This is a genomic window from Streptosporangium canum, from assembly GCF_900113865.1.
GTDB lineage: Bacteria > Actinomycetota > Actinomycetes > Streptosporangiales > Streptosporangiaceae > Streptosporangium > Streptosporangium canum.
The window spans coordinates 161,921-184,929 of record NZ_FOQY01000001.1 but is presented as its reverse complement, the minus strand read 5'-3'; the positions used below and the strand labels follow the sequence as shown (position 1 = coordinate 184,929).

At 70.1% G+C, this 23,009-nt stretch carries 23 protein-coding genes; 15 read left to right on the top strand and 8 right to left on the bottom strand.

Features of this window, described 5'->3' with window-relative positions:
* The first annotated feature begins 3 nt into the window (after positions 1-3).
* The 3 genes from BM085_RS00740 (at position 4) to BM085_RS00735 (ending at position 2,539) form a co-directional block, all read left to right on the top strand.
* A complete protein-coding gene (locus BM085_RS00740; RefSeq protein WP_093885115.1) occupies positions 4-1,290 on the top strand; it encodes a Gfo/Idh/MocA family protein in 1,287 nt (428 codons plus the stop codon).
* Positions 1,291-1,515: 225 nt separating this feature from the next.
* Positions 1,516-1,713 carry a hypothetical protein gene (locus BM085_RS44110; protein WP_177244903.1) on the top strand — a complete coding sequence of 66 codons (198 nt, stop codon included), beginning with the start codon at positions 1,516-1,518 and terminating at the stop codon, positions 1,711-1,713.
* A gap of 412 nt (positions 1,714-2,125) precedes the next feature.
* A complete protein-coding gene (locus BM085_RS00735; RefSeq protein WP_093885114.1) occupies positions 2,126-2,539 on the top strand; it encodes a MarR family winged helix-turn-helix transcriptional regulator in 414 nt (137 codons plus the stop codon).
* A 91-nt stretch (positions 2,540-2,630) separates the two neighbouring features.
* On the opposite strand, the gene BM085_RS42580 is transcribed toward BM085_RS00735, so the two are convergent.
* Positions 2,631-2,825 (bottom strand): hypothetical protein, encoded by a 195-nt coding sequence (locus tag BM085_RS42580; RefSeq protein ID WP_177244902.1) that lies wholly within the window; start codon positions 2,823-2,825, stop codon positions 2,631-2,633.
* 340 nt (positions 2,826-3,165) lie between these two features.
* Here BM085_RS42580 and BM085_RS00725 point away from each other — a divergent pair, with 340 nt between their 5' ends.
* The 3 genes from BM085_RS00725 (at position 3,166) to BM085_RS46685 (ending at position 5,902) form a co-directional block, all read left to right on the top strand.
* Positions 3,166-3,402: a DUF397 domain-containing protein gene (locus BM085_RS00725; protein WP_093885112.1), complete on the top strand. Its 237-nt coding sequence runs from the start codon at positions 3,166-3,168 to the stop codon at positions 3,400-3,402.
* Between the two features lie 432 nt (positions 3,403-3,834).
* Positions 3,835-5,442, top strand: coding sequence for an OmpA family protein (locus tag BM085_RS00715; RefSeq protein WP_093885110.1), 1,608 nt, complete (start codon positions 3,835-3,837; stop codon positions 5,440-5,442).
* A gap of 334 nt (positions 5,443-5,776) precedes the next feature.
* A complete protein-coding gene (locus BM085_RS46685) occupies positions 5,777-5,902 on the top strand; it encodes a hypothetical protein (RefSeq protein ID WP_281249799.1) in 126 nt (41 codons plus the stop codon).
* Between the two features lie 144 nt (positions 5,903-6,046).
* Here BM085_RS46685 and BM085_RS00710 read toward each other — a convergent pair whose 3' ends face one another.
* A complete protein-coding gene (locus tag BM085_RS00710; protein ID WP_093885109.1) occupies positions 6,047-7,366 on the bottom strand; it encodes a UDP-glucose dehydrogenase family protein in 1,320 nt (439 codons plus the stop codon).
* A gap of 145 nt (positions 7,367-7,511) precedes the next feature.
* Here BM085_RS00710 and BM085_RS00705 point away from each other — a divergent pair, with 145 nt between their 5' ends.
* Together BM085_RS00705 and BM085_RS00700 are read left to right on the top strand one after the other, a co-directional pair.
* Positions 7,512-8,675, top strand: coding sequence for an acyl-CoA dehydrogenase family protein (locus BM085_RS00705; protein ID WP_086574783.1), 1,164 nt, complete (start codon positions 7,512-7,514; stop codon positions 8,673-8,675).
* A gap of 126 nt (positions 8,676-8,801) precedes the next feature.
* The gene (locus BM085_RS00700; RefSeq protein WP_093885357.1) at positions 8,802-9,131 is read left to right on the top strand and encodes a hypothetical protein; all 330 of its coding nucleotides are present in this window, start codon (positions 8,802-8,804) and stop codon (positions 9,129-9,131) included.
* A 24-nt stretch (positions 9,132-9,155) separates the two neighbouring features.
* Here BM085_RS00700 and BM085_RS00695 read toward each other — a convergent pair whose 3' ends face one another.
* From BM085_RS00695 to BM085_RS00680, 4 genes are all read right to left on the bottom strand, one after another.
* Positions 9,156-9,566 (bottom strand): type II toxin-antitoxin system VapC family toxin, encoded by a 411-nt coding sequence (locus BM085_RS00695; RefSeq protein ID WP_093885108.1) that lies wholly within the window; start codon positions 9,564-9,566, stop codon positions 9,156-9,158.
* Positions 9,566-9,802: a hypothetical protein gene (locus BM085_RS42575; RefSeq protein WP_143120752.1), complete on the bottom strand. Its 237-nt coding sequence runs from the start codon at positions 9,800-9,802 to the stop codon at positions 9,566-9,568. The genes BM085_RS00695 and BM085_RS42575 overlap by 1 nt, the downstream gene beginning before the upstream one ends.
* A gap of 603 nt (positions 9,803-10,405) precedes the next feature.
* Positions 10,406-10,762, bottom strand: a complete 357-nt coding sequence (locus tag BM085_RS00685; RefSeq protein ID WP_281249798.1) for an STAS domain-containing protein — start codon at positions 10,760-10,762, stop codon at positions 10,406-10,408.
* Between the two features lie 51 nt (positions 10,763-10,813).
* Positions 10,814-12,331, bottom strand: coding sequence for an LCP family protein (locus BM085_RS00680; RefSeq protein ID WP_093885106.1), 1,518 nt, complete (start codon positions 12,329-12,331; stop codon positions 10,814-10,816).
* 65 nt (positions 12,332-12,396) lie between these two features.
* Here BM085_RS00680 and BM085_RS00675 point away from each other — a divergent pair, with 65 nt between their 5' ends.
* Positions 12,397-13,428 carry a glycosyltransferase family 2 protein gene (locus tag BM085_RS00675; protein ID WP_093885355.1) on the top strand — a complete coding sequence of 344 codons (1,032 nt, stop codon included), beginning with the start codon at positions 12,397-12,399 and terminating at the stop codon, positions 13,426-13,428.
* Positions 13,429-13,455: 27 nt separating this feature from the next.
* On the opposite strand, the gene BM085_RS00670 is transcribed toward BM085_RS00675, so the two are convergent.
* Together BM085_RS00670 and BM085_RS00665 are read right to left on the bottom strand one after the other, a co-directional pair.
* The gene (locus BM085_RS00670) at positions 13,456-15,360 is read right to left on the bottom strand and encodes a CDP-glycerol glycerophosphotransferase family protein (protein ID WP_245789043.1); all 1,905 of its coding nucleotides are present in this window, start codon (positions 15,358-15,360) and stop codon (positions 13,456-13,458) included.
* A 50-nt stretch (positions 15,361-15,410) separates the two neighbouring features.
* On the bottom strand, positions 15,411-16,823 hold the full coding sequence (locus BM085_RS00665; RefSeq protein ID WP_093885105.1) for a bifunctional cytidylyltransferase/SDR family oxidoreductase: 1,413 nt from the start codon (positions 16,821-16,823) through the stop codon (positions 15,411-15,413).
* Between the two features lie 155 nt (positions 16,824-16,978).
* On the opposite strand from BM085_RS00665, the gene BM085_RS46680 reads away from it, so the two are divergent.
* The 6 genes from BM085_RS46680 to BM085_RS00635 all read left to right on the top strand — a co-directional run bounded on the left by BM085_RS46680 (position 16,979) and on the right by BM085_RS00635 (position 23,009).
* Positions 16,979-18,592: a CDP-alcohol phosphatidyltransferase family protein gene (locus BM085_RS46680; RefSeq protein ID WP_093885104.1), complete on the top strand. Its 1,614-nt coding sequence runs from the start codon at positions 16,979-16,981 to the stop codon at positions 18,590-18,592.
* A gap of 86 nt (positions 18,593-18,678) precedes the next feature.
* Positions 18,679-19,302: a DUF5941 domain-containing protein gene (locus tag BM085_RS46675; RefSeq protein WP_093885103.1), complete on the top strand. Its 624-nt coding sequence runs from the start codon at positions 18,679-18,681 to the stop codon at positions 19,300-19,302.
* Between the two features lie 103 nt (positions 19,303-19,405).
* Positions 19,406-20,140, top strand: a complete 735-nt coding sequence (locus BM085_RS00650; RefSeq protein WP_086574810.1) for a phosphocholine cytidylyltransferase family protein — start codon at positions 19,406-19,408, stop codon at positions 20,138-20,140.
* Between the two features lie 5 nt (positions 20,141-20,145).
* Complete coding sequence (locus tag BM085_RS00645) at positions 20,146-21,186, top strand: iron-containing alcohol dehydrogenase family protein (RefSeq protein WP_165781341.1); 1,041 nt, start codon at positions 20,146-20,148, stop codon at positions 21,184-21,186.
* Positions 21,164-21,931, top strand: coding sequence for a CDP-alcohol phosphatidyltransferase family protein (locus tag BM085_RS00640; RefSeq protein WP_093885102.1), 768 nt, complete (start codon positions 21,164-21,166; stop codon positions 21,929-21,931). Before BM085_RS00645 ends, BM085_RS00640 begins: the two co-directional genes overlap by 23 nt.
* Positions 21,932-22,127: 196 nt before the next feature.
* A complete protein-coding gene (locus BM085_RS00635; protein WP_093885354.1) occupies positions 22,128-23,009 on the top strand; it encodes a glycosyltransferase family 2 protein in 882 nt (293 codons plus the stop codon).

Below are 23,009 nucleotides of genomic sequence, written 5' to 3'. Positions count from 1 at the left end.
TTCATGACTGTCACTCTGGCGATCGTGGGGGCCGGAGCACGCGGGACCGCCTATGCGCGCATCGCCGCCGCCGAAGGCACCGGCAAGGTGGTGGCCATCGCCGACCCGGATCCGGCCCGCCGCGCGGCGATCGCCGCCGAGTTCGCCGTCCCGGCCGAGCACGTCTACCCCGTCTGGGAAGAGCTGGCCGCCCAGCCGCGCCTGGCCGACGCCGCCATCATCGCCACCCCGGACCGGCTGCACGCCGACCCGGCCGTGGCACTGGCCGAACGCGGCTACGCCCTGCTGCTGGAAAAGCCCATGGCGCCCACCCCGTCCGACGCCGAGCGCATCGTGGCCGCCGCCGTAGACAACGACGTGCTGCTGGCCGTCTGCCACGTGCTGCGCTACACCCCCTACTCCCGCCGTCTCAAGGCCATCACCGACTCCGGCCGCATCGGCCAGATCGTCAGCGTCGAACACCTCGAACCGGTCGGCTGGTGGCACCATGCCCACTCCTACGTGCGTGGCCAATGGGCCGTCGAAGCCGAATCGTCGTCGATGCTGCTGGCCAAATCCAGCCACGACATCGACTGGCTGGGCCACATCATCGGCCGCCCCGTCACCCGCGTCTCCTCCTTCGGCGGCCTGTTCCACTTCCGGCCGGACAACCGCCCGCCCGGCGCGACCACCCGCTGCCTGGACTGCCCCGTGGAACCCTCCTGCGCCTACTCCGCACTCCGCATCTACGAACGTTTCCTCCACGACCCCGTCTACCGGCAGTGGCCGCTCGGCGTCCTGACCGACGACCCCACCCCTGAGGGGCTGCGCAAGGCACTTCAGGACGGCCCGTACGGCACCTGCGTCTACGCCGGGCGCAACGACGTCGTCGACCACCAGGTCGTCAACCTCGAATACGACGGTGGCGTCACCGCCTCCTTCACCATGACCGCCTTCACCGCCCTCGACTTCCGCAAGACCCGGGTCTTCGGCACCCTCGGCAGCATCGACGGCGACGGCCGCACCCTCACCGTCCACGACTTCCTCACCGACAGCCAGGAGATCATCGACTTCGATCCCGACGGCGGCGCCTCGGCGGCCGACGGCCACGGCGGCGCCGACACCGAACTCATCCGCGCCTTCCTGGCCGCCGTCGCCACCGGCAACCACACCCTCATCACCTCCGGCCCGCAGGAGTCGATCGCCTCCCACCACGTCGTCTGGGCAGCCGAACACGCCCGTCACACCGGCACCGTGGTCGAGGTCTCCGCGCCCTCCACCACGGCCACGCCCCGGCATCTGCCCGCCTGACATCCCCATCCACGTCAGGGCCGATGACAACGCCGCCGATCGACTTCTCGCCGCGGCGCAGCACGAGGAACCGTCCCTGAAGCAGGTCGTCAGAGGTCGGCGCGAAGGCCTCATCCGTGATCTTCAGGTTGTTGGGGTACGCGCCACCCTCCTTGACGGCGCCGGCCTTCTTGCCATAGGCCTGCTCGATCGCGGGCCGGCGGCGTCGCCGAAGGCTGGCGCGGCATGGCCGGAATCCTGCAAAGTGTGCCGGAGGAGAGCGTCTCCGAGCATTCCGCCCGCACGCTCGGCATGATTCAGACAGCGCTGATGGCCGGCGTGATGACACAGAGCCTCCGCGATCCGGCGAACGCGCCCACCTCGGTCGAGGTGCTGGAGGGACTGTGGGCATTAGCGAAGATCGCAGAACCCGCCGTCCCATGACGGCCACCCCCCTGATCGTCCCCTTGAGCTGGAAGACAGCCGGAGGATTTCTGGTAGGCCGGGGTCGAGGAACGCGGGGACAGCCATTGGCGGTGCGATGGATCATGGTGCGGATGGCCGCCGCGACCTGTGGAAACACTGAAGATCGTGTTGCCGCGCCGGACTGTCCCGCCGTGTCCGGGCCGAAAAGCCGACTCGACACTGCCGGTCGTGCACCGCCCTGACCTGCTCGAACAGCCCGTACCGCTAATGACTGTCCCGTTGTCCCTCGACCCCGGACACCGTGCAGCCCCGCGCCTACTACGCCCTGCGCGGCCTGAGAACAGCCCCGGAGGAACGCGGGACGCGCTGAGTGAGCCGGCCTTCCAGCCCAGTAGTTTGTAGTACAAAGCATGGCGAGTAGCGTGGGCACATGACTTCCGACGCCCTCGTGGATGCCCTCGTCCGCAGCACCTTCCAGGTGGTGGGCGTGCTCACCCGCATCGGAGCCGAGCGCGACCTCTCACTCACCCAACTGCGGGTCCTCGGCATCCTCCGCGACCGCCGCCCACGCATGACCGAGCTTGCCGCGTTCCTCGGCCTGGACAAATCGACCCTGTCCGGCCTCATCGACCGTGCCGAACGCCGGGGGCTGGTGGCCAGGGGCAAAAACCCTCAAGACCGCCGCGTCGTCGATGTGTTCCTCACCCCCGCCGGCCTGGAACTGGCGGAGCAGGTGTACGGCGAGGTCCGACGCGCACTGACGCCTGCGACAGCCCGGCTCGACCCGCAAGACGGCGACCAGCTCGTCCAGCTGCTGCACACTGTCCTGCACTCCCCCGACTGAGGCCGTCTTCTCCCCATGGTTCACCCCGGGATCAGTGGTCGATCCCGGGGTGAGGTCGGATTGCGTCAGGCGAGGATGGCTTCGCCGGTAGTCAGGAGTTCCACTCGCCGGTCATCTCGACGTAGTTCTCGCCACTGACCTTCCTGCCGTTGTACTTACCGGTGAAAGCCGCTGCGGCCTCCAGGTAGCCGCTCCCGTCGGGAGTCTCGATCTCCTGGTCCGGATTTCCGGTGACCCGCACGTCGAGCTCGGAGCGCCCGGTGCGGTGCGGGCTCGTTTCGCTCACGCGGTGACCAAGCGGCCAGGAGGGTGCCGCAGAGGCCGGCACGGTCAGGCGTCGGAGGAGTCGGAGCCCCCTGCCGGCGATGGCGACGATGGAGGACAAACGTTACATATCAGTCCAGATCGCGCCCGGAGATATCACTGTCACGGCCGGGCTGAGTGGGGCGTTCGCGATAGCGAGCGCCAAGAGAGCGCGGATACTGTCTACGTGGACTACGCCGTCGAAGGGCACGTCACCGACCACCCCGCGACGTGGCGGAGATCTGCACCCGTTTTGAAGAGCTCCGTACCGAGGCCCTGCCCCCAAGGGCGAGCATCGACCTCATGGCGAAGGTGATGACGACATGGAAGCAGACCTGAGCACGGCCGTCTGGCACAAGGCATCGCTCAGCGGTGACAACGGCGGCAACTGCGTCGAGGTGGCTGTGGTGGACACCCCCGGTGTCGGCCATAAGGCGGGCCTCGGTTCCCTGTACGTGCTGCGCGACTCCAAGAACCCCGAAGGCCCGAAACTGTTCTTCACCCAGTCGGAGTGGGACGCCTTCGTCGGCGGCGTGAAGCTCGGCGAGTTCGACAACTGACCAGTTGGTGAAGGCTCCCGTTCACGACGGGGGCCTTCATCAACTACGGCCTCAGACCCCGATATCCAGAGTGCCCTGATCGTCCTTGGTGCCGACCGAGGCATACGGACGTTGGCCTGCGGTGATCTCCCCGTTGAGCTGGAGCAGGCGGCTCACGAACTCCTCGAAATTCTGCGCGACGGCGCCGTACGGAAAGACCCGCAGGTGGAGCCGTACGGAAAGACCCGCAGGTGGAGGAGACCCCGCCACGTGTGGAGGGCGATCGAGGCGCGCCGGGCCTCCGCTCCGCCGTGCTGGAGGATCAGCGCGGACCGGGCGTGCTCGCCCGGCGACTCCGGGGCTTCTCCCGGGGTGGTGGGGGGCTATACGGATCCTGAAGGTCGGCTCACTAGCCTGAGGGCTTCCCCCGCGCCCGAGGATGAGGAGCCCACCATGGTGAGGAAGCCGGCGCCGCTCGCGGCCGTGACGATGGCGACGGTCATGCTGACGTCATGCGGGCTGACGGGTGTCCCGCAGGGCGGCGGCGGCGAGGAACGCCAGTCCGGGACGGTCGCGGCGAGCCCCACCGGGGCCGTGCCCGCACAGCCGGCGGCCCCTGAGACGACGGCCACCGCCTCCTCGCCGACCGGCGCCGGAGCGGACACCCGCCCCGCGCTGGCGAGCACGCGGAGCACCCATACCTCGGCCTACACGGCCGAGGTCGTCGGCCTGAACCGGGTCGCGGGCAAGCACCTCGTGGTCCAGCTCAGGCTCTCCAACACCGGCACCGACGAGAACATCTCCTGGACCGGGGAGCTGGGGGACAACACCCGCCCGCTCGGCGAGATCCGCTGGGCTTCGGGCATCGGCGTGCTGGACGCGGCCGCGCGCCGCTGGCTGCTGCCGTACAAGCCGGCCGACAGCCCGTGCCTGTGCAGCGACGAGCGGCGTGACGACCTCGGCTATTTCATCAAGCCCGGCGAGTCGCTGTCCGTCTACGCCGTTCTGCCCGCCCCCTCGGGGAACCCGGCCACCACCACCGTCGTCACCCCGCTCGGCCCGCCCATGATGGACGTGCCGATCAGCGACGAGCCCGTCGCGCCGCCTCCCGGGCAGACCTTCCCCGACCCCGAGGCTCAGCCGGTCACCGTGGTCAGCCACCGGATCATGACGCCGTCGGAGTCGCCCGACAGGTCGGAGGAGACCACCGACGACGGCAAGGATCTGCACGTCAACCTCTCCTCCGACGTGCTGTTCGCGCTGAACAGGGCCGACCTGACGCCCCGGTCCAGGGCCGTGCTCACGCGTACGGCCAAGCTGATCGACGCCTCCGAGGGCGCCACGATCACGGTCGAGGGGCACGCCGACTCCTCGGGCACCGACGCCATCAACGACCCGCTCTCCCAGCGCCGGGCCCAGTCCGTGCAGCGCGCCCTGTCCGGCCTGCTGACCAGGACAGGGGTACGTTTCCAGGCGAAGGGGTACGGCTCGCGCCGGCCGCTCTACGGCAACGAGGACGAGGAGGGACGGCGGCGCAACCGGCGCGTCACCGTGACGTTCGCCAAGCCGCGGCCCGCCGAGACGCGGCCCGCGACCACTCCCGAGGCGGACCCGGCGCCGGGCGGACGCGGCCTCACGGCGCAGGGGAAGGACGGCGGGCAGCCGTTCACCCTGGAGGTGACCGGCCTGCGGCGGCTCCCCGGCGATCTGGGCGTCCTCACCTACAAGATCACCAACGACGGCGACGCGGAGGCGTGGCACCACGAGCTCAACCGCTCCGCCGAATGGATGTCGTACAAGTACCAGGCCGCCGCCAACGTGCGGTTGACGGACCCCGCCACCCGGCGGCAGTACCTTCCGGGCAGGATCATGGTGCAGACCGGCGACAGGACCGACGCCTACTGCGCCTGCACCGAGCTGGCGGGCGTCCGAGTGGGCACGGAGAAGATCGCTCCGGGCCGGACGAAGGAGTTCTGGAGCCTCTTCGCGCTGCCCGCCGGCGCCTCGTCGGCACAGGTCAAGATCGCCCAGTACCCTCCGCTGCGCGTCCCCGTCCGGTAGGGCGGTTCCCCGGTTCGACGGTTCCCCGGTTCCCTGGTTCGACGGTTCCCTGGTTCGACGGTCCGAAGGGCTCCCGCGGAGCCGCCCGGCGTCTCGGCTCCCTGGTCCGACGGATCCCCTGTCCGACGGATCCTCGGCTCCCCGGTCCGACGGGCTCTTGTGGAGCTGTCCGGCGTCTCCGGAGGCTGCCGGCGTCCTCGGAGGCCGGAAGGGGGAACAGGTCCCGTCAACGACCGCACCGAGCCGATCACCGTCGGAGCAGCCCGCCGTACCGAGGATAAGCGGCGGCTCTCGGGGAAGGGAGGGACCTCCAGGGTTTCGGAGGCTGAGAATCATGAGGAATGCGATACGCGCCGTCATCGGGCTCACCGTGGCCGTCCTGGCCGTCCTCGGAAGCATGGGAGCGGGCGATGACCACCGGCCCGCCCAGACCGGCGTGAGCTCGGAGTCGTCTCGCTAGCGGCGCCCATGCCGGGCAGGCGTCGCGGCGGCCCGCTCCGCACGCTGGAGGAGCGGGCCGCCACGGAGCGCGCCCCGGTCGGCGGGTGGCGCCAAGCGGGCGGAGCCGTACGGCCGGCGAGAGACGCGGGACCTCAGCCGCTCACTACGGGCGGCCGAGGGCGCGGTAGTGCCAGCCGGAGGCGCGCCAGGTTTCGGCGTCGAGGGCGTTGCGGCCGTCGACGATCTTGCGGGTGGCCACGACGGCGCCGAGCGTCTCGGGGTCGAGGTCGATGAACTCCTGCCATTCGGTCAGCAGCAGCACCACGTGGGCGTCGCGGGCCGCCTCCAGGGCGGATTCGCCGTAGGAGAGCTCGGGGTGGGCCCGCCGGGCGTTCTCCTGGGCGACGGGGTCGTAGACGGTGACCCGGCCGCCCTGCTCGCTGATCTTGACGGCGACGTCGAGGGCGGGGGAGTCGCGGATGTCGTCGGAGTTGGGTTTGAACGCCGCGCCGAGCACGGTGACCGTGCAGCCGCGGAAGGAGCCGCCGGCCAGCTCGCGGGCCAGGTCGACCATGCGGGCCCGGCGGCGCATGTTGATCGCGTCCACCTCGCGCAGGAAGGTCAGCGCCTGGTCGGCGCCCAGCTCCCCGGCTCGGGCCATGAACGCGCGGATGTCCTTGGGCAGGCAGCCGCCGCCGAAGCCCAGACCGGGGTTGAGGAACTTGCCGCCGATGCGGTCGTCGAAGGAGAGCGCCAGTGACAGCTGCTTGACGTCGGCGTGCGAAGCCTCGCAGACCTCGGCCATCGCGTTGATGAACGAGATCTTGGTGGCCAGGAAGGCGTTGGCGGCGACCTTGACCAGCTCGGCGGTCGGGTAGTCGGTGATCACTATCGGGGTGCCCATCTCCAGCATGGAGGCGTACACCTCGCGCATGACCTTCTCCGCCTTGTCGGAGGCCACGCCGAGCACGATCCGGTCGGGGTACAGGGTGTCCTTCACGGCGAAGCCCTCGCGGAGGAACTCGGGGTTCCACGCCAGCTCGGCCCCCGAGCCGATGGGGGCCAGCCGGGCCAGCTTGTCGGCCAGGCGCTGGGCGGTGCCCACGGGGACGGTCGACTTGCCCAGGACCAGGCATTCGCGCTTCAGGTGCGGGGCCAGCGACTCGATCGCGGCGTCCAGGTAGGAGACGTCGGCTCCGTACTCACCGGGTTTCTGCGGGGTGCCCAGACACAGGAAGTGCACGTCGCCGAAGGCGCCGGCCTCCTCGTAGGAGGTGGTGAAGCGCAGCCGCCCGTTGGCGAGGTTGCGCCTGAGGACCTCTTGCAGACCGGGTTCGTAGATGGGCAGATCCCCGGCCTGCAGCCGGGCGATCTTCTCCGCGTCCACGTCGACACCGAGGACTTCGAAGCCCAGCTCCGCCATGCACGCGGACGTCGTCGCACCCAGGTATCCGGTTCCCACCATCGTCAGGCGGTAGGCCACTGGTGTTCCTTTCGCTTCTGCCCGATTATGTGCCGTCAGAGTATCGGTATCCCTCCTGGCGCTCGCCACCTGCACAAACAGGTAGGGATACATATCACATGTGGTGGAGCGGTCCAGACTTTGTTGGACGTCCTACTATTTGCCCATGAGCTTCCCTCTCTACGCGCTGCCCGAAGAGCACGACATGCTCCGGGAGACCGTCCGCGCTCTTGCCGACGAGAAGATCGCCCCTCGTGCCGCCGAGGCAGACGAGACGGGGGAGTTCCCCTGGGACGTCTACAAGGCGCTCGTCGCCGCCGACATGCACGCCGTGCACGTCCCCGAGGAGTACGGCGGGACGGGGGCCGACGCCCTCGCGACCGTCATCGTCATCGAGGAGGTGGCGCGGGCCTGCGCGTCGTCCTCGCTGATCCCCGCCGTCAACAAGCTGGGCACCGTCCCGCTGCTGCTGTCGGCCTCGGAGGAGGTCAAGCAGCGCTACCTGGCGCCGGTCGCGCGGGGCGAGGCGATGTTCTCCTACGCTCTGTCCGAGGCCGAGGCGGGCAGCGACGCCGCGGCGATGAAGACCCGCGCCGTGGCCGACGGCGACCACTACGTGCTCAACGGCGCCAAGATGTGGATCACCAACGCCGGCGTGTCGGAGTACTACACGGTGATGGCCGTGACCGAGCCGGGCGCCGGCGCCCGGGGCATCTCCGCGTTCGTCGTGGAGAAGGGCGACGAGGGCGTCAGCTTCGGGCCCAAGGAGAGGAAGCTCGGCATCAAGGGCTCCCCGACCCGCCAGGTCATCCTGGAGAACGTGCGCATCCCCGCCTCCCGGATGATCGGTGAGCCGGGCACCGGCTTCAAGACCGCCCTGGCCACGCTGGACCACACCCGGATCACGATCGCCGCCCAGGCGCTCGGCATCGCCCAGGGCGCGCTCGACTACGCGGTGGGCTATGTCAAGGAGCGCAAGCAGTTCGGCAAGGCCGTGGCCGAGTTCCAGGGCGTGCAGTTCATGATCGCCGACATGGCCATGAAGCTGGAGGCAGCCCGGCAGCTCACCTACGCCGCCGCCGCCAAGTCGGAGCTGGCCATGCACGGCGAGCCGCAGAAGGACCTCACGTTCTTCTCCAGCGCCGCCAAGTGCGCCGCCTCCGACGCGGCCATGGAGATCACCACCGACGCCGTCCAACTCCTCGGCGGGTACGGCTACACCAGCGACTACCCGGTCGAGCGCATGATGCGCGACGCCAAGATCACCCAGATCTACGAGGGCACCAACCAGATCCAGCGCATGGTGATGGCCCGCCAGCTCCTCAAGTAGGGCTTGAGCTGGGGGAGCGCTGTTCAGTAAGGAGAACCGCCCGGCTATGGAAGCCGGGCGGTGATCTCAGGAACCATCCTGTTCCGTCAGGACGGGACAAGGGTTGCCGTCCGGCATCATTGCCTCATGATCGAGACCTCTGACACCGGCTGGTACGCGGTCCGCTGTGTCTTCCGCTGGGGCCCGCCACACGACACCTACGAGGAGCGGGTCACCTTGTGGAGGGCGGGTTCGTTCGACGAGGCCATTGCCATGGCAGAGCACGAGACGGGCGAATACGTGGCTGACAGCCCGTTCGAGTATCTGGGACTGGCGCAGGCATACCGGCTGGTGGACGACGTGATCGAGTCGGGCACGGAGATCTTCTCCCTTCTCCGAGACAGTGATCTCGAACCGGAAGAGTATCTCAACGCCTTCTTCGACACGGGACGTGAGCGACAGGAGCAGATCTCGTAGGACCTATCAGCAGGAGGCCGACAGTTATGGCAGCAGTGTGAAGTGACTGCCGTGGGAGTTCTTCACCGCTCCGAAGTGGCGGTGGTCGATGCTGGCGATCTCCTGGACGCCGAGTCTCTCCGCGACTGCGATCACGGCGGCGTCCACCGTGCCCAGGAGGAAGTTCGCGTATTTCACCACCAGAGCTTTCATTCTGGCGACATCGGCGATGGTCAGTGGTTCCATGATCAGTTCGCCGTCCACGATGGACTGCAAGAAGTTGGCTTCCGCTGCCGGTCCTATCCGTGATTCCAGGAGCCAGCAGACTTCTGCCAGAACCGGGCCGGGGAGGATCAGGGGGCCTGGGTGGGTTTCGAGGAGGTCGAGGCAGCGGGTGTGATCCTGGTCTTTACGGTTCATCGCTGCGTACAGGAGGCCGGTGTCGCAGATCAGCACTAGCTGGTCCGAAACCGGTCGAGGAGGATTTCCTCTGAGCGTTGGGCGCTGTCCGGCTCGTCGGCGATGATTCCGGCGAACGACAGTCGGCGGCGCCGGCCATGCGTTTCGGCGGGAGGTGGTGGTTCGCTTTCGACGAGTTCCAAGGCGACGGCACGCAGGGCTCGCGCCTGGTTCAGGGTCAAGCGGTCAACCAAGCGGTGAAGGTCGTCGTACTCTTCGGGTGCCGCGCTCATACAGTGAGTTTACGCCGCACCGGAGATCGTCAGGAGGTGTTGCCGGACGTGTCCATCTCTGGGTGAGGCCGTTCGTGCCCGAGAGGGCTGGAGAAAAGCACGGCTCAACTGGAACAGTATTTCGGCCGGTGGTCCACCGTCGCATATGGGCTAAAAGTCGCGACTATGATGAATTGTGCTATCTATGGTCGAGCACTCTCGGGATTTCGCAAACAGGTCATTGCAGCAAAAATGGCGGATCGTGAAACACGTCCGCTTGATATTCGGGTATGGCCGGAAGTATCTGTTAAGAAGGTTCCCAGTTTGTCCGCGGCCACTGGCGTCCGGCGACGAGCCGCGCCGTTGAGTCGCTTGAGTCGCTCCGTCCCGCGCCACCCGGATCTCCCGGGCGTCAGCGGGGGCAGGCGCTCAGCATACGGACATCAGACGCCGAGGGGGCGGGAATCCGCCGTGTCCCGAGCGTGGCCGTGGGAGCCCGGCGGACGGGGCTGGGGAGCGGTGCGTCTTCGGCGGTGGCGGACCGGAGAGCGGGCGCACGGTGACACGCGAAAGCCGCAGGCGCGCCTCAGAGGGTCTCGGCCGGGACCGCCCGGCCCCAGGGCCTCAGGCGGCCGCGTCGAGGGCCTCGCGCAGGCTGCCGCACGTCTCGAAGTGCCGGTTGAGATTGGTGATGGTCAGCAGGTGGGTGATCATGCCGGGGCCCACCACCAGGATGAGGCGGCCGTGGGTGTCCCTGATCCTGGTGAGCGCGCCCACCAGGATGCCCAGGCCCACCGAGTCGCAGAACGGCACCTCGGTCAGGTCCATCACCAGGCACGGGTGCTCCGGGGTCTCCAGGGCGCGGTCCACCTCGGCCCGGAGCCGGGGCGCGACCGCCATGTCCAGCTCACCTGCCGCCCGTACTATCACGCAGGGACCGTTGCTCCATCTCTGAACGTCGAAAACCGGAATCACGATCATCACCTCCGTGTGGGCTTACCTGCCCGGGGAGGTGGCTTTCATGCGCTCAGCTCATTTTTTGCAGATGTTCTGGGTGGCGGTCCTGGCCGCAGGGAGGGCGCTCCGGTCCGGGGCCGGAGACGCGGTCGGTTTGACGGCGTCGTCGACGCTGACCTTCTTGGTCCCCTGATACTTCCGGCCGGCGATCACTTCGATCCGGTCGCCGAGGTTCTCCACCAGGCGCGTGTCCGAGCCGGGCAGCGCGGCGGCCAGGGTCCGCGCGGAGTCCTCGCGGCCCTTGCCGTACCGGATGACCGTCTTGTCGTGGTCCCTCCTCTGGGTGTCGCCGGCGATCTCGGGGACCAGGAAACCGGCCTTCAGCAGGTCCGCGCGGGTCCGCGCGCCGAGGCCGGTGATCAGGGTGCCGTTGAGCACCTTGACCGAGATCCGCGAGGGCGGCACGGTCAGCGCGGTGGCCGAGGGGGACGGCGTCGCGCTCGACGCCGGGGCCGGGGTCGCCGTGGGCTTCGCGGGCTTGGTGAGCGGCTCGTCGGCGGCGATCCGGCGGAACAGCTCTTTGGACGCCTCCTTGTCCCAGAGCACGGCGGACTCGTTGGTCGGCGTCTTGTAGTCGACGTCGGCGAGCGGGACGGTGGCGAAGGCCACGTCGTCGGTGGAGACGTCCTTGAGCTGGTTGGCCAGGCCGAGCAGGTCCTTGCGGAGCGCGTCGTCCACCCGGAGCGTGCCGAGGGCGGTGTCGACGAACGAGGCGAGCCTTACCGGGTTGGTGAGCGTGTCGCCGCTGAGGGCCTGGTGCAGCAGGGCGGAGATCACCTGCTGCTGGCGGTCGATGCGGTCCAGGTCGGAGCGGGCGGTGGCCCGGGTGCGGGCGTAGGCGAGGGCCTTGACGCCGTCGAGGGAGTAGGTGCCGGGCTGGAGCGTGAGCGCGGTCTTGGGGTCGTCGATCGCGACCGGGGTGCAGACCGAGACGCCGCCCAGCGCGTCGACCACCTCGATGAAGCCCAGCACGTTGACCTCGACGTAGTGGTGGATGGTCAGCCCGGTGGCGTTCTGCACCGTCCGCACGGCGAGCTTCGGGCCGCCGAGCTGGTAGGCGGCGTTGATCTTGTGCTCGCCCTTGCCGGGGATCGTCGTCCAGGTGTCGCGGGGGAGGCTGACCACGGTGGCCCTGCTGTGGTCCTCCGAGAGGTGGAGCACCATCATGGTGTCGGTCCGCTCGCCGCTCTCGCGGCCCAGCTTGAGCCGGTTCTGCTGCTGGCGGGAGAGGTTGTCGCGCCTGTCCACGCCGACCACCAGGATGTTCATCGCGCCGGTGGACTGCGAGCCGGGCACGCCGGCGTCGACCGCCTCGATCTTCTTCTCGGCGTAGTTCGTCAGCGCCCACGTCACCCCGGAGCTCCCCAGGACCAGGCACGAGAGCGCGCCGGCGACGAACAGGCCGCGACGCCGGGACCGGGCACCCCTGACGGACCTGCGGTCACGCCTCGGGTTCACCGGGGTCACCCGGACCGTGCCGTAGGCGTCACCGCCCACCTGCACACCCGAGTCGTCCTCTTCCGGGTCGCGCATGCGTGGCCCCCTAGGCTCGGCTGGGTCGATGAGGTACCCGTCCGTACAGTAGCGTGAGCGACGCCATGAAGCAGTTCCCCGACTCGCCCGCGCCGGCGTCGTCTCCCGAGACACGTGTCTGGCCCCCCATCTCCATCGTCATCCCGGTGCTGAACGAGGAGCGCCATCTACGGGAGGCGGTGCGTCAGGTCCTCGCGCAGCGATACGCCGGACCGATCGAGGTCGTGCTCGCGATCGGTCCCTCCCAGGACCGCACCCAGGAGGTCGCGGACGCGATCGCGGCCGAGGACCCCCGGGTGACCGTGGTCCCGAACCCGACCGGACGCACCCCCAACGCCCTCAACGCCGCCATCGGCGCCTCCCGCAGCGGGATCATCGCCCGCGTGGACGGCCACGCCATGCTTCCGGAGGACTACCTCCAGGTCGCGGTGGAGACACTTGAGGAGACCGGCGCCGACAACGTCGGCGGCGTCATGGCCGCCGAGGGCGTCACGCCGTTCGAGAAGGCCGTGGCCCGTGCCATGACCTCCAAGATCGGTGTCGGCGGCGCCCGGTTCCACACCGGCGGCACCGCGGGGCCGGCCGACACGGTCTACCTCGGCGTGTTCCGCCGCGAGGCGCTGGAGCGGGTCGGCGGCTACGACGAGCACTTCCAGCGGGCGCAGGACTGGGAGATGAACCACCGCATCCGTGAGACGGGCGGCCTGGTCTGGTTCCAGCCCCGGATGCGCGTCTCCTACCGGCCGAGGCCCACCGTCAAGGCCCTCGCCCAGCAGTACTTCCACTACGGCCGCTGGCGCAGGGTGGTCGCCCGCACCCACGAGGGCACCATCAACCTGCGCTACCTGGCGCCCCCGGCGGCCGTGCTGGCCATCCTCGCCGGCCTGGTCGTCTCCCCGTTCCTCTGGCCCGGTCTGCTGATCCCCGCCGGCTACCTGGCGGCGATCCTGGCCGGCTCGGCGGTGACCGGCAGCGGCCTGCCCGCGGCCTCGCTCGTCCGGCTGCCGCTGGTCTACGTCACCATGCACATGTCGTGGGGCTGGGGCTTCCTGACGAGCCCTAAGCGCCTGAGCAAGTCCGAGCGGCCCCGGGGCTGACGCCACGGGGCCTGCCCGCCGCCGGTCTCAGCCCTCTCCGCGCGCGGCGGCGGCACCGGCTCCGGCCGTGTCGTCTCCGCCTACGGGGGCGACACCGGTCCTGCCCGTGTCCGCCCCGTGCGCGGCGGTGACACCGCTCCCGGCCGTGTCCGCCCCGCGCTCGGCGCGGCCGCAGGCGGCGTTCACCGCGTCGTTGAAACGGGTCATGGCGTCCGGGTGGTCGGGGCCGAGCAGGTAGGACTTCAGCTTGTGCCTGGTGGCCGCCAGGACGTCCTCCCCGTCCTGCTCCAGGGCCGCCAGGACGGCGGGCAGCTCACCCAGGTCCCGGGTGAGCAGGTAGCCGGCCTCCGTGCTCGGATACCGCTCGCGGAAGGTCCGCTCCGGCAGCCCCGCCACGTTGGTCACCACGTACGGCTTGCCGCTGGCGATGAAGTCCGCCACCACGCTGGAGATGTCGGTGACCATCAGGTCGGCCTGGTTGAAGCAGTCGTAGAGGGGCGGTTCGGAGCCGGTGACGGCCAGGTGCCCGATCGGCTCGGCGCGGACCGCGCCGGCGGGATGGCGGGCGATGGACCGGGACAGCTCGGTCCCCTCCAGGATCGCGAGGATCTCCTCGTGGGCGCGGCGCGCGGCCAGGTTGCGGTAGCCGGTCAGCGGGTGCGGCTTGTAGATCACCCGGAGCGCGGGGGAGTGGGCGAGCAGGGCGCGGACGATCGGGGGCCCCATCGTGATGATCGAGGTGTGGAACAGGTCGTCGGTCCACCCCTCCCAGGTGGGGGCGTAGAGCACCGTGCGGTACGGCAGGCCCGGGCCGGTGGTGCGGACGCCGGTGAGCTGCGGGCGGCCCACCTCGTGGATGTCCTCGTCGCACACACCCACCCGTGCGCGGAGATACCGGTCGCGGCCGGCCTGCCCGGCCACCCACACCTCGTCGTAGACCTTGGTGAACGGGTTGAACGACGCCTCCTTGTCACTGTCCCCGTGGCCGACGAAGACGCTGCGCATCCCCCGGATGCGGAGCATGTGGATGTTCTTGCCGACGTTGGACGGATACAGGCACACGCGGGCGGAGTCGAGCGCCCCGAAGCTCATCAGGTCGGCCGCCGACGGGATGCAGACCACCGGCAGCGAGGTCTCTCCCAGCAGCCGGAGCATGTTCCGCTCCCGCAGGACCACCACCGCCCGCCGGTCGATCCGCTCCAGCGGGCGCAGCCACATGGTGACCTGGTAGGCCGAGTCGTTCGGCCCGGAGAAGTAGAGGACCACCTCCGGCCCGTATCTGGCGAGGCGCCTGTTGACCGTCTTCAGCATGCCGCGCCGGTTCTTGAGCGGCTGGATCCGGCGCAGGTGGGGCAGGAGGCCGATCGCGCCCGCGGCGCCGAGGCCGAGCGCGACCACGGCCCCGCCCGCCCCCGGGAGGCCGGTGCCGAGCACCGCGCCCAGGGCGGCGCCGCCGACCGGGAACATGTCCAGGTAGAGCATCCGTACGCTCCCGTGGTCGACCAGGACGGCCGACGGGGGCGGGGGGAGCCGCACCACGCCGTCGATGTTGCGGGTCAGCACCGGGAGCTGGTTGAGGACGCGGCTGTAGGTGATCGCGAGCCAGGCCTGCAGGGCCCGCACGCCGTGCAGGGTGAACAGCCCCAGGACCAGGAGCGTGAACCAGGGCGAGTCGGTGCCCTCCGTACGCGCGACCAGGAGGATCGCGGCCGTCTCGCGCATCATGAATCGCAGCGCGACGCCCAGGCGCACCCTGCTGAGCAGGTCGACCACCCGGCGGGCCCGCCGGGCGGCGGTGATCTCGGCCGCGTACGACAGCGCGCAGACCGCCAGGAACAGCCACGGCAGGGGCCACAGGGCGGCGATGACGAGCAGTGGATACGAGCCGACCACGGCGGCGCACGCCATCAGGGCACGAGGGTCACGCGTCATCTTCCGACGCTAACCCGCGTGCCGGTGTTTGCCCTGGTAGGCGCGCTGTGTCAGGTTCCGCCGAGGCGGACGTCGATTACGTGCCCGGTGAGGTGGGAGATGAGCACATCCAGGGAGGTCTGGGCGACGGCGCGCGGTGAGAGCAGGGTATGTGCCGGTTCCTCGCCGAAAGCGCGGACCCGCATCGGGGTGCTGGTCCGCTCCGGGTTGACGCAGTTGACCCGCACGCCGTACTCGGCCCACTCGTCGGCGAGGGCCTGGGTCAGGTTCACCACGGCGGCCTTCGTCGAGGAGTAGAGGCTGTAGTCGGCCCGGCCCCGCGTGTAGGAGGAGGAGGTGTAGAGCAGCAGGTGCCCCCGGGTCTCGCGGAGGTGGCCGATGGCCGCCCTGGCGATGTTGACGGGACCGAGGTAGTTCACCCCCACGGTCTCGGCGATCGTGGTGTCGTTCACCTCGCCGAGCTTGCCCATGTGCAGCACGCCGGCGGTGTTGACCACGTAGTCGATCCTGCCGGTCTCCTTGGCCGCGTGGGCGAGGGCGTCCTCGACCGCCTGGGGGTCCTCGACGCGCACCCCGTTCAGCGACCGGGAGAAGGAGAACACCTCGGCGCCGTGGCGCTCGGCGAGGTCGACCACGTCGGCGCCGATGCCGTAGCTGCCGCCGAAGACCACCATGGTCCTGCCCTCCATCGCCTCCCGGTAGGCGAAGGGGGAGTGCTCCGGGGCGGTGCCCGCGGCGAGCTGGAAGAGCTTGTCGGCGATGAACACGTCCACCGGGTGGGTGACCTTCATGTTGTGCTCGCTGCCCGGCACGATGTAGATCGGCACGTCGGGCAGGTAGCGCAGCACCACGCCGCAGTCGTCGGTGGGCGGCCGCCTGTCGAAGTCGGGGTCGGCGAAGGCCCGCTCGTAGGCCTCGCGGATCACCGAGAGCCGGAAACACTGCGGCGTCTGGCCGCGCCGCAGCCCGGACCGTTCCGGGATGTCGCGGACGATCTCCCCGCGCGGGCCGGGGGCGGCCACCACGATCGTGTCGGAGCTCGGGATCGCCACGTCGACGGCCGAGTAGACCTTCAGGGCCTCCACGCACTCGGTGATGATCCGGGGCTCCAGCAGCGGCCTCACGGCGTCGTGCAGGAGCACGTCGCACTCCTGCGCGCCCAGCGCCTTCAGCGCCCGCCAGGTGGTCTCGGGACGGCTCGCGCCCCCCTCCAGGATCTTGCCGACCTTCCTGAAGCCGTTGAGGGCGACGATCCGCTCCACCTCGTCGGTGAAGCCCGGGGTCATCATCACGATGATCTCGTCGACCTCCGGCGCGCCGTCGAACAGCGCGAGGGTGTGTTCGAGGATCGTCTTCCCGGCGATCTTGACAAGCTGCTTGGGGGTGTTGAGGCCGACACGCTGGCCGACACCGCCGGCAAGGACGACCCCGACGGTACGTAGGCGTGGTTCGAGAGCGGCCAAGATCTGCTTCCTTCAACGGTCCGGATAGGGCGAGCGTAATGGGTGCGTACCCGATCGCGGGTCGCGCTCCCGTGCTATCCCGTCAAGATCTCGCTACGCTAAGTACGCACTCCCCGATTCGTACGGTGATCCCGTCGGATACGAAGGAGCCCGGTTTGCATGACTCTCACGTCCCCGCCTCGTCCGGCGCCCGCCGGACGGCCGCCGTGGTGCTCGCCACCATGGAGGCGGCGGCCCTGCGCTGCGCCGACGGCACGCTGCTCGACCGGCTGACCGATCAGCTCGTCCGGCTCCCGGTGGGGGACGTGCACGTGGTCGCCCGCTCCAGCGAGATCATCCACGCCCCCGGCGGCACCTACATGATCGGTTCGGAGGGCTCGCGGGGGCTCGCCGACGACCTGCGAAGGGTCGCCGCCGTGGCCCGGACGGCCACCGCCCCGGTGGCCGTGGTGGTGGGAGACCTGGTGGCCCACACCGAGGCGCTGGCCCTGCTTCTGGAGCATCCCGCACGTGACACGGGCGCGCTGGTGACCACGGGCGGTGCGGACTCCGGGCCGTCGCGCCCGCCGGTCCGGGTCGAGGGCGGCCGGGTGGTCGCCGCGGGCACCTCCTTCCACGACGTCGTCGACGCCAACGGCACCTTCAGGGGCGTGCTCCAGGTCGGCGCGGCCGATCTCGCCGTCCTCGCCGAGACCGCGGAGACGCTGGCCGAGCTGGCCGAGGCCGGCGGGTTCGGCCCGATGGGCGGCGCCGAGGCCGGCGACCTCCTCCTGGTCGGGCTGGTCCGCGCCGGCGTCCCGGTGCGCGCCCGCGGGATCGGGCGGCTGCACTGCGACCGGGTGGCCGGGCAGGAGGGCGCCGACGCGGCCGTGCTGCGGCTGGGCGAGGTGGACGAGGACCGCGCCCGGCTGGAGCTCGCGGTGAAGGCCGACGACGGCTTCTTCACCACCCACTTCGTGAGCTCCTGGTCCACCCACCTGGTCAAGCTGGCGGCCGACCTGCACCTGACGCCGAACGCGGTCACCGGGATCTCCGTCGGCCTGGCCGCGCTCGCCGCGGTCTGGTTCACCGCGGGCACCCGCGAGGCGCAGATCGCCGGGGCCGTCCTGCTCTACCTGTCGTTCGTGCTCGACTGCGTGGACGGCCAGCTCGCCCGCTACACCCGTGCTTTCTCCCCGCTCGGCGCGTGGCTGGACGCCACCTTCGACCGGGTCAAGGAGTACGCCGTCTACGTGGGCCTCGCCATCGGCTACGCGGCAGGGATGGACGACTCCCGCGGCGGCCCGCACGGCATCTGGGCGCTGGCGGTCGCGGCGATGATCCTGCAGATGCTCCGCCACATGATCGACTTCTCCTACGCGGGGGCCCGCGCCGACGCCGGACGGCCGGAGGCGGCCGGGTCCGGGACGGCCGCCTCACTGACCGCCCCGGCCGACGCGTCCATGGGGGCGGTGCCGCGGCGGACGCCGCTGGAGCGGTCGGCCGAGGTCGCGGACGGGATCGCCGCCGCGGAGCGCTACCTGCGGGAACGGCAGGGCTCCAGCTCGGGGAACGCGGTCGTCAGGCTGTCGCGCCGGCTGGAGCGGATCTCCTTGACCCGCTGGCTGAAGAAGATCATCGTGCTCCCCATCGGGGAGCGGATGGCCCTGATCGCGGTGACCGCCGCGGTGTTCAACGCGCGGGTGACCTTCATCGCGCTGCTGGTCTGGGGCGGCGTCGCCGCCCTCTACACGGTCGCGGGCAGGATCGGCAGGTCCTTCAGCCGATGACCGGGAACGGGGGTTCCGCGCCCGGCGGGACGGAAGGCACGGCCCGCGGAGCACTCCGCGGAACCGGTGAGGAGACGAGCGCGACGATGGTTTCCGTCCACATGACGCCGGTGCCGCGCGGCACCGTGATGGCCTACCGCGACGACGGGGTCCTGTCGCGGGCGATGGGCAACCTGGTCGCCGGCCAGCTCCCGCCGCTGCCGCCGGCGCTCGTCGGGATCTTCGTGACCGGGGTGCTGCTGATGGTGGGCGTGGCCGGCGCCGACGGGCTGGCGGTGTTCGCCCCCGCGGTGGCGCTGCTGCTGGCCGGCCCCGGCAGCTCCCACCCGCACGACGGCAGGCTCGACTGGCTGGTCCCGCCGATCCTGCGCCTGACCGAGTACGGATTCGTGGCCTCGGTCGGGTTCGCGCACGGCGTGCCGCCGTGGTTGATCTTCCTGCTGCTCGGCGCGCTGGCCTTCCACCACTACGACGTCGTCTACCGGGTGCGCCAGCGCGTCTACCCGCCGCCCTGGCTGGCCACGGCCGGTCTGGGCTGGGACGGCCGCATGCTGCTGATCGCGCTGGGCGGCCTCGCGGGGCAGGTCACGCTGGTCTTCGTGCTGCTCGCGCTCTACCTGTGGGGGTTCTTCGGGTGGGAGAGCGTCACCTGCTGGGTGGCCGCGCCGCGCTCGGGGGTGGACGCCGCCGATCTGGGCGCCCACGATTGAGAACGCCTGGCAAACCCTCAATTACACGATCAGGCCCCAAAGCCAACTAACCTTTGGGGCCAGGAGTGCCCGCCGAGGGGCTCACTTGGATGAGGAGCGCACGTTGCTGGGAATGGTGCTGGCCGCCGGGGCCGGACGACGCCTGCGGCCGTACACGGACACGCTGCCCAAGGCGCTGGTGCCGGTCGACGGCGAGACCACGATCATGGACATCTCGCTGCGGAATCTCGCGGCGGCCGACCTCCGTGACGTCGTGGTCATCGTCGGTTACCAGGCGCAGGCCGTACACGAGCGCAAGGCCGAGCTGGAGCGGCGGCACGGTGTGAAGCTCACCCTCGTGCACAACGACAAGGCCGAGGAGTGGAACAACGCCTACTCCCTGTGGTGCGCGCGCGACTACTTCGACCAGGGTGTGCTGCTGGTCAACGGGGACACGGTGCACCCGGTCTCCGTCGAGCACACGCTGCTGTCGGCGCCCGCGACCAGTGACATCCTGCTCGCGGTCGACGCGGTGAAGCGGCTCGCCGACGAGGAGATGAAGGTCACCCTCGACGGTGACGGCCATCTCAAGCTGATCACCAAGCTGATGGACCCGGCCGACGCCGCGGGTGAGTACATCGGCGCGACGCTGATCCGCCCCGGCATCGGCGAGCGCCTCGCCGACGCCCTCCAGGCCACCTTCGAGCGCGACCCGCAGCTCTACTACGAGGACGGCTACCAGGAGCTGGTCGCCCGTGGTGAGAAGATCGCGGTCGCCCCGATCGGCGATGTCCCGTGGGTCGAGGTCGACAACCACGACGACCTCGCCAAGGCGCGGGAGATCGCGTGCCGATACTAGCCAGAATGCTGCCCGCCCCGCTGACCATGGAGGTACGGCGGGGCGCGATCGCCCAGCTCGGCTCGTTGCTGGCCGACAGCCGGGTGGCGACCTCCGGGCGGGTGGCGGTGGCGGTGGGCGCGGGCCAGGGCGACCGGATCGCCTCGGTGATCGCCCCCTCGCTCGGCGAGGCCCAGGTCTTCCGGGTCCCCGACGGCTCGGTGGACGCGGCCGTCTCGCTCGGCGCCGACCTGCGCAAGGGCGCCTACGAGGCGGTCGTCGGGATCGGCGGCGGCAAGACCATCGACGCGACCAAGTACGCCGCCTCGCTCGCCGGCATCCCCATGGTGGCGGTGGCCACCAACCTGTCGCACGACGGGATCTGCTCGCCGGTGGCGTCGCTGACGCACGACGGCGGCAAGGGCACCTTCGGCGTGCCCATGCCGCTGGCCATCATGGTGGATCTCGATTTCGTCCACGACGCGCCGCCGTCCCTGGTCCGTTCCGGGGTCGGAGACGTGGTGAGCAACCTGTCGGCGATCGAGGACTGGCAGCTCGGCAACGCCGAGCGGGGTGAGCCGATCGACGGCCTGGCCTGCGCGATGGCCCGCACCGCGGCGGAGGCCCTGATCGGCCGGAACGACTCGATCGAGTCCGACGCCTTCCTCACCGTGCTGGCCGAGGCGCTCATCCTCTCGGGGATGTCGATGGTGATCGCCGGGTCCTCCCGTCCCTCCAGTGGCGGAGACCATGAGATCCTTCATGCCGTGGATCAGCTTTTTCCCGGCACCTCCAACCATGGCGAGCTCGCCGGGGTCGGTGCCGCCTTCTGCTTCTTCCTCCGCGAGGACTCCCGGAGGCTCAACCAGGTCGTCGACTGCCTGCGCGGGCACGAGCTGCCGGTCACCCCTGTCGATCTGGGGCTGACCGTCGAGCAGTTCACCGAGGCGGTCATGCTGGCGCCCTCGACCCGTCCGGGGCGTTACACGATCCTGGAGCACCTGCGCCTGTCGGAGCCGGAGATTCGCGATCGGGTGGAGGATTATGTCCGGGCCGTCGGTCGCTGAGCTCCGTGCGGTCGCCCAGCCGCACTCGACCATGGACCGCAACAGCGGCGAGCACTGGGCCGGCGCGCTGTACATGCGGAAGCTGTCGATCTACGTCACCTGGTTCCTCGCCAAGACGCCGATCACCCCCAACCAGACCACCTGGCTGATGATCCTGTCCGGGCTGCTGGCGGGCGTGGTCATCGCGCTCCCCGGCCTCTGGGCCGCGGTCGGCGCCGCGCTGCTGATCCAGCTCTACCTGCTGCTCGACTGCTCCGACGGCGAGCTGGCGCGGTGGACCAGGCGGACCTCCATCACCGGCGTCTACCTGGACCGGGTCGGCCACTACTTCGCCGAGGCCGCCCTGCTCATCGGGCTGGGCTTCCGGGCGTCGGAGACCCTTCCCGACTGGTACACCGTGATGGGCTTCGCCGCCGCGCTCGGCGCCATCCTGATCAAGGCGGAGACCGACCTGGTCGACGTGGCCCGCGCCCGGTCCGGCCTGGTCGCGGCGACCGAGAGCTCGGCCGAGCAGTTCCAGTCGCGCGGCCTGGGGATGGCCCGCAAGGCCGCCGCCGCCCTGAAGTTCCACCGGCTCGTCCAGGCCGTCGAGCTGTCGATCATCGTGGTCGTCGCCGCGGTGTGGGACCTGCTCGCGGGCGGCCTGGCCGCCACCCGGGTGCTCGTGGTGGCCTGTGTCGTGGTCGCCGTGCTGCAGATGGCACTGCACCTGGTCAGCATCCTGGCCTCCAGGCGGCTTTCATGAGGAACCGGAGAGCGGTGCGGTGCGTCGTAGGTGCGGACACCTCGTTGTTTGGTGGGTGTTCGCCGACGGTTCCGATACGCTTGCTTTCCGGTAAATCAGAAACGTTCAGCCATGCCACATGTGCCCGACCCAGCAGACTCGGTGATCATGAAAGTATGCTCCGCACGTGCTCTCGACGCGTCAGGACGATGACCCGTTGAAGATCTCGTGCGTCATCCTCACCATGGGCAATCGGGTCCCCGAGCTGGACCGGGCCGTCGAGTCCGCGCTGCACCAGACCGACGGCGACGTCGAGGTGGTCATCGTCGGCAACGGCGCGGACGTCCCCGAGCTGTCGGTCGCCGCGCCGGCGGGCTCGTCCGCCTCGATCAAGACCGTGCGGCTCAGCCACAACACGGGCATCCCGGCGGGCCGCAACCGCGGCGTCGAGGAGTGCTCGGGCGACGTGGTGCTCTTCCTGGACGACGACGGCTGGTACGGCGCGATGAACGTCGTCTCCCACCTGCGTGAGCGTTTCTCCACCGAGCACGACCTGGCCGTCGTCTCCTTCCGGGTGATGGACCCCGAGGGCGGCACCGGCCAGCGGCGCCACGTCCCCCGCCTGCGGGCGGGGGACCCCGAGCGGTCCTCTCCGGTCACCACCTTCCTGGGCGGCGCCTGCGCCATCCGCCGATCCGCCTTCCTGCAGGTCGGCGGCCTCCCCGAGCGGTTCTTCTACGCTCATGAGGAGACCGACCTGGCCTGGCGGCTGCTCGGTGAGGGCTACCGCATCGAATACGACGCCCAGACCGTCATGTACCACCCGCAGGTCCCCCCCACCCGCCACGCCGACTTCTACCGCCTCAACGCCCGCAACCGCGTCTGGCTGGCCCGCCGCAACCTGCCCTGGCCCCTGGCCGCGCTCTATCTCCTCAACTGGATCGCCCTCACCCTGATCCGCGAACGCTCCGGCACCGCCCTGCGCGCCTGGTTCAAGGGCTTCACCGAAGGTCTCCGCGAGCCTGCGGGGGAACGCCGTCCCATGGGCTGGAAGACCGCCTGGCGCATGCTCCGCCTGGGCCGCCCGCCGATCGTCTGA

Excerpts from the sequence above, each read along its gene's own strand:
- BM085_RS00740 (WP_093885115.1), top strand. The coding sequence starts at position 4 with ATGACTGTCACTCTGGCGATCGTGGGGGCCGGAGCACGCGGGACCGCC.
- BM085_RS44110 (WP_177244903.1), top strand. The coding sequence starts at position 1,516 with ATGGCCGGAATCCTGCAAAGTGTGCCGGAGGAGAGCGTCTCCGAGCAT.
- BM085_RS00735 (WP_093885114.1), top strand. The coding sequence starts at position 2,126 with ATGACTTCCGACGCCCTCGTGGATGCCCTCGTCCGCAGCACCTTCCAG.
- BM085_RS00725 (WP_093885112.1), top strand. The coding sequence starts at position 3,166 with ATGGAAGCAGACCTGAGCACGGCCGTCTGGCACAAGGCATCGCTCAGC.
- BM085_RS00715 (WP_093885110.1), top strand. The coding sequence starts at position 3,835 with ATGGTGAGGAAGCCGGCGCCGCTCGCGGCCGTGACGATGGCGACGGTC.
- BM085_RS46685 (WP_281249799.1), top strand. The coding sequence starts at position 5,777 with ATGAGGAATGCGATACGCGCCGTCATCGGGCTCACCGTGGCCGTCCTG.
- BM085_RS00705 (WP_086574783.1), top strand. The coding sequence starts at position 7,512 with ATGAGCTTCCCTCTCTACGCGCTGCCCGAAGAGCACGACATGCTCCGG.
- BM085_RS00700 (WP_093885357.1), top strand. The coding sequence starts at position 8,802 with ATGATCGAGACCTCTGACACCGGCTGGTACGCGGTCCGCTGTGTCTTC.
- BM085_RS42575 (WP_143120752.1), bottom strand. The coding sequence starts at position 9,802 with ATGAGCGCGGCACCCGAAGAGTACGACGACCTTCACCGCTTGGTTGAC.
- BM085_RS00685 (WP_281249798.1), bottom strand. The coding sequence starts at position 10,762 with ATGATCGTGATTCCGGTTTTCGACGTTCAGAGATGGAGCAACGGTCCC.
- BM085_RS00680 (WP_093885106.1), bottom strand. The coding sequence starts at position 12,331 with ATGCGCGACCCGGAAGAGGACGACTCGGGTGTGCAGGTGGGCGGTGAC.
- BM085_RS00675 (WP_093885355.1), top strand. The coding sequence starts at position 12,397 with ATGAAGCAGTTCCCCGACTCGCCCGCGCCGGCGTCGTCTCCCGAGACA.
- BM085_RS00670 (WP_245789043.1), bottom strand. The coding sequence starts at position 15,360 with ATGACGCGTGACCCTCGTGCCCTGATGGCGTGCGCCGCCGTGGTCGGC.
- BM085_RS46675 (WP_093885103.1), top strand. The coding sequence starts at position 18,679 with ATGGTTTCCGTCCACATGACGCCGGTGCCGCGCGGCACCGTGATGGCC.
- BM085_RS00645 (WP_165781341.1), top strand. The coding sequence starts at position 20,146 with ATGCTGCCCGCCCCGCTGACCATGGAGGTACGGCGGGGCGCGATCGCC.
- BM085_RS00640 (WP_093885102.1), top strand. The coding sequence starts at position 21,164 with ATGTCCGGGCCGTCGGTCGCTGAGCTCCGTGCGGTCGCCCAGCCGCAC.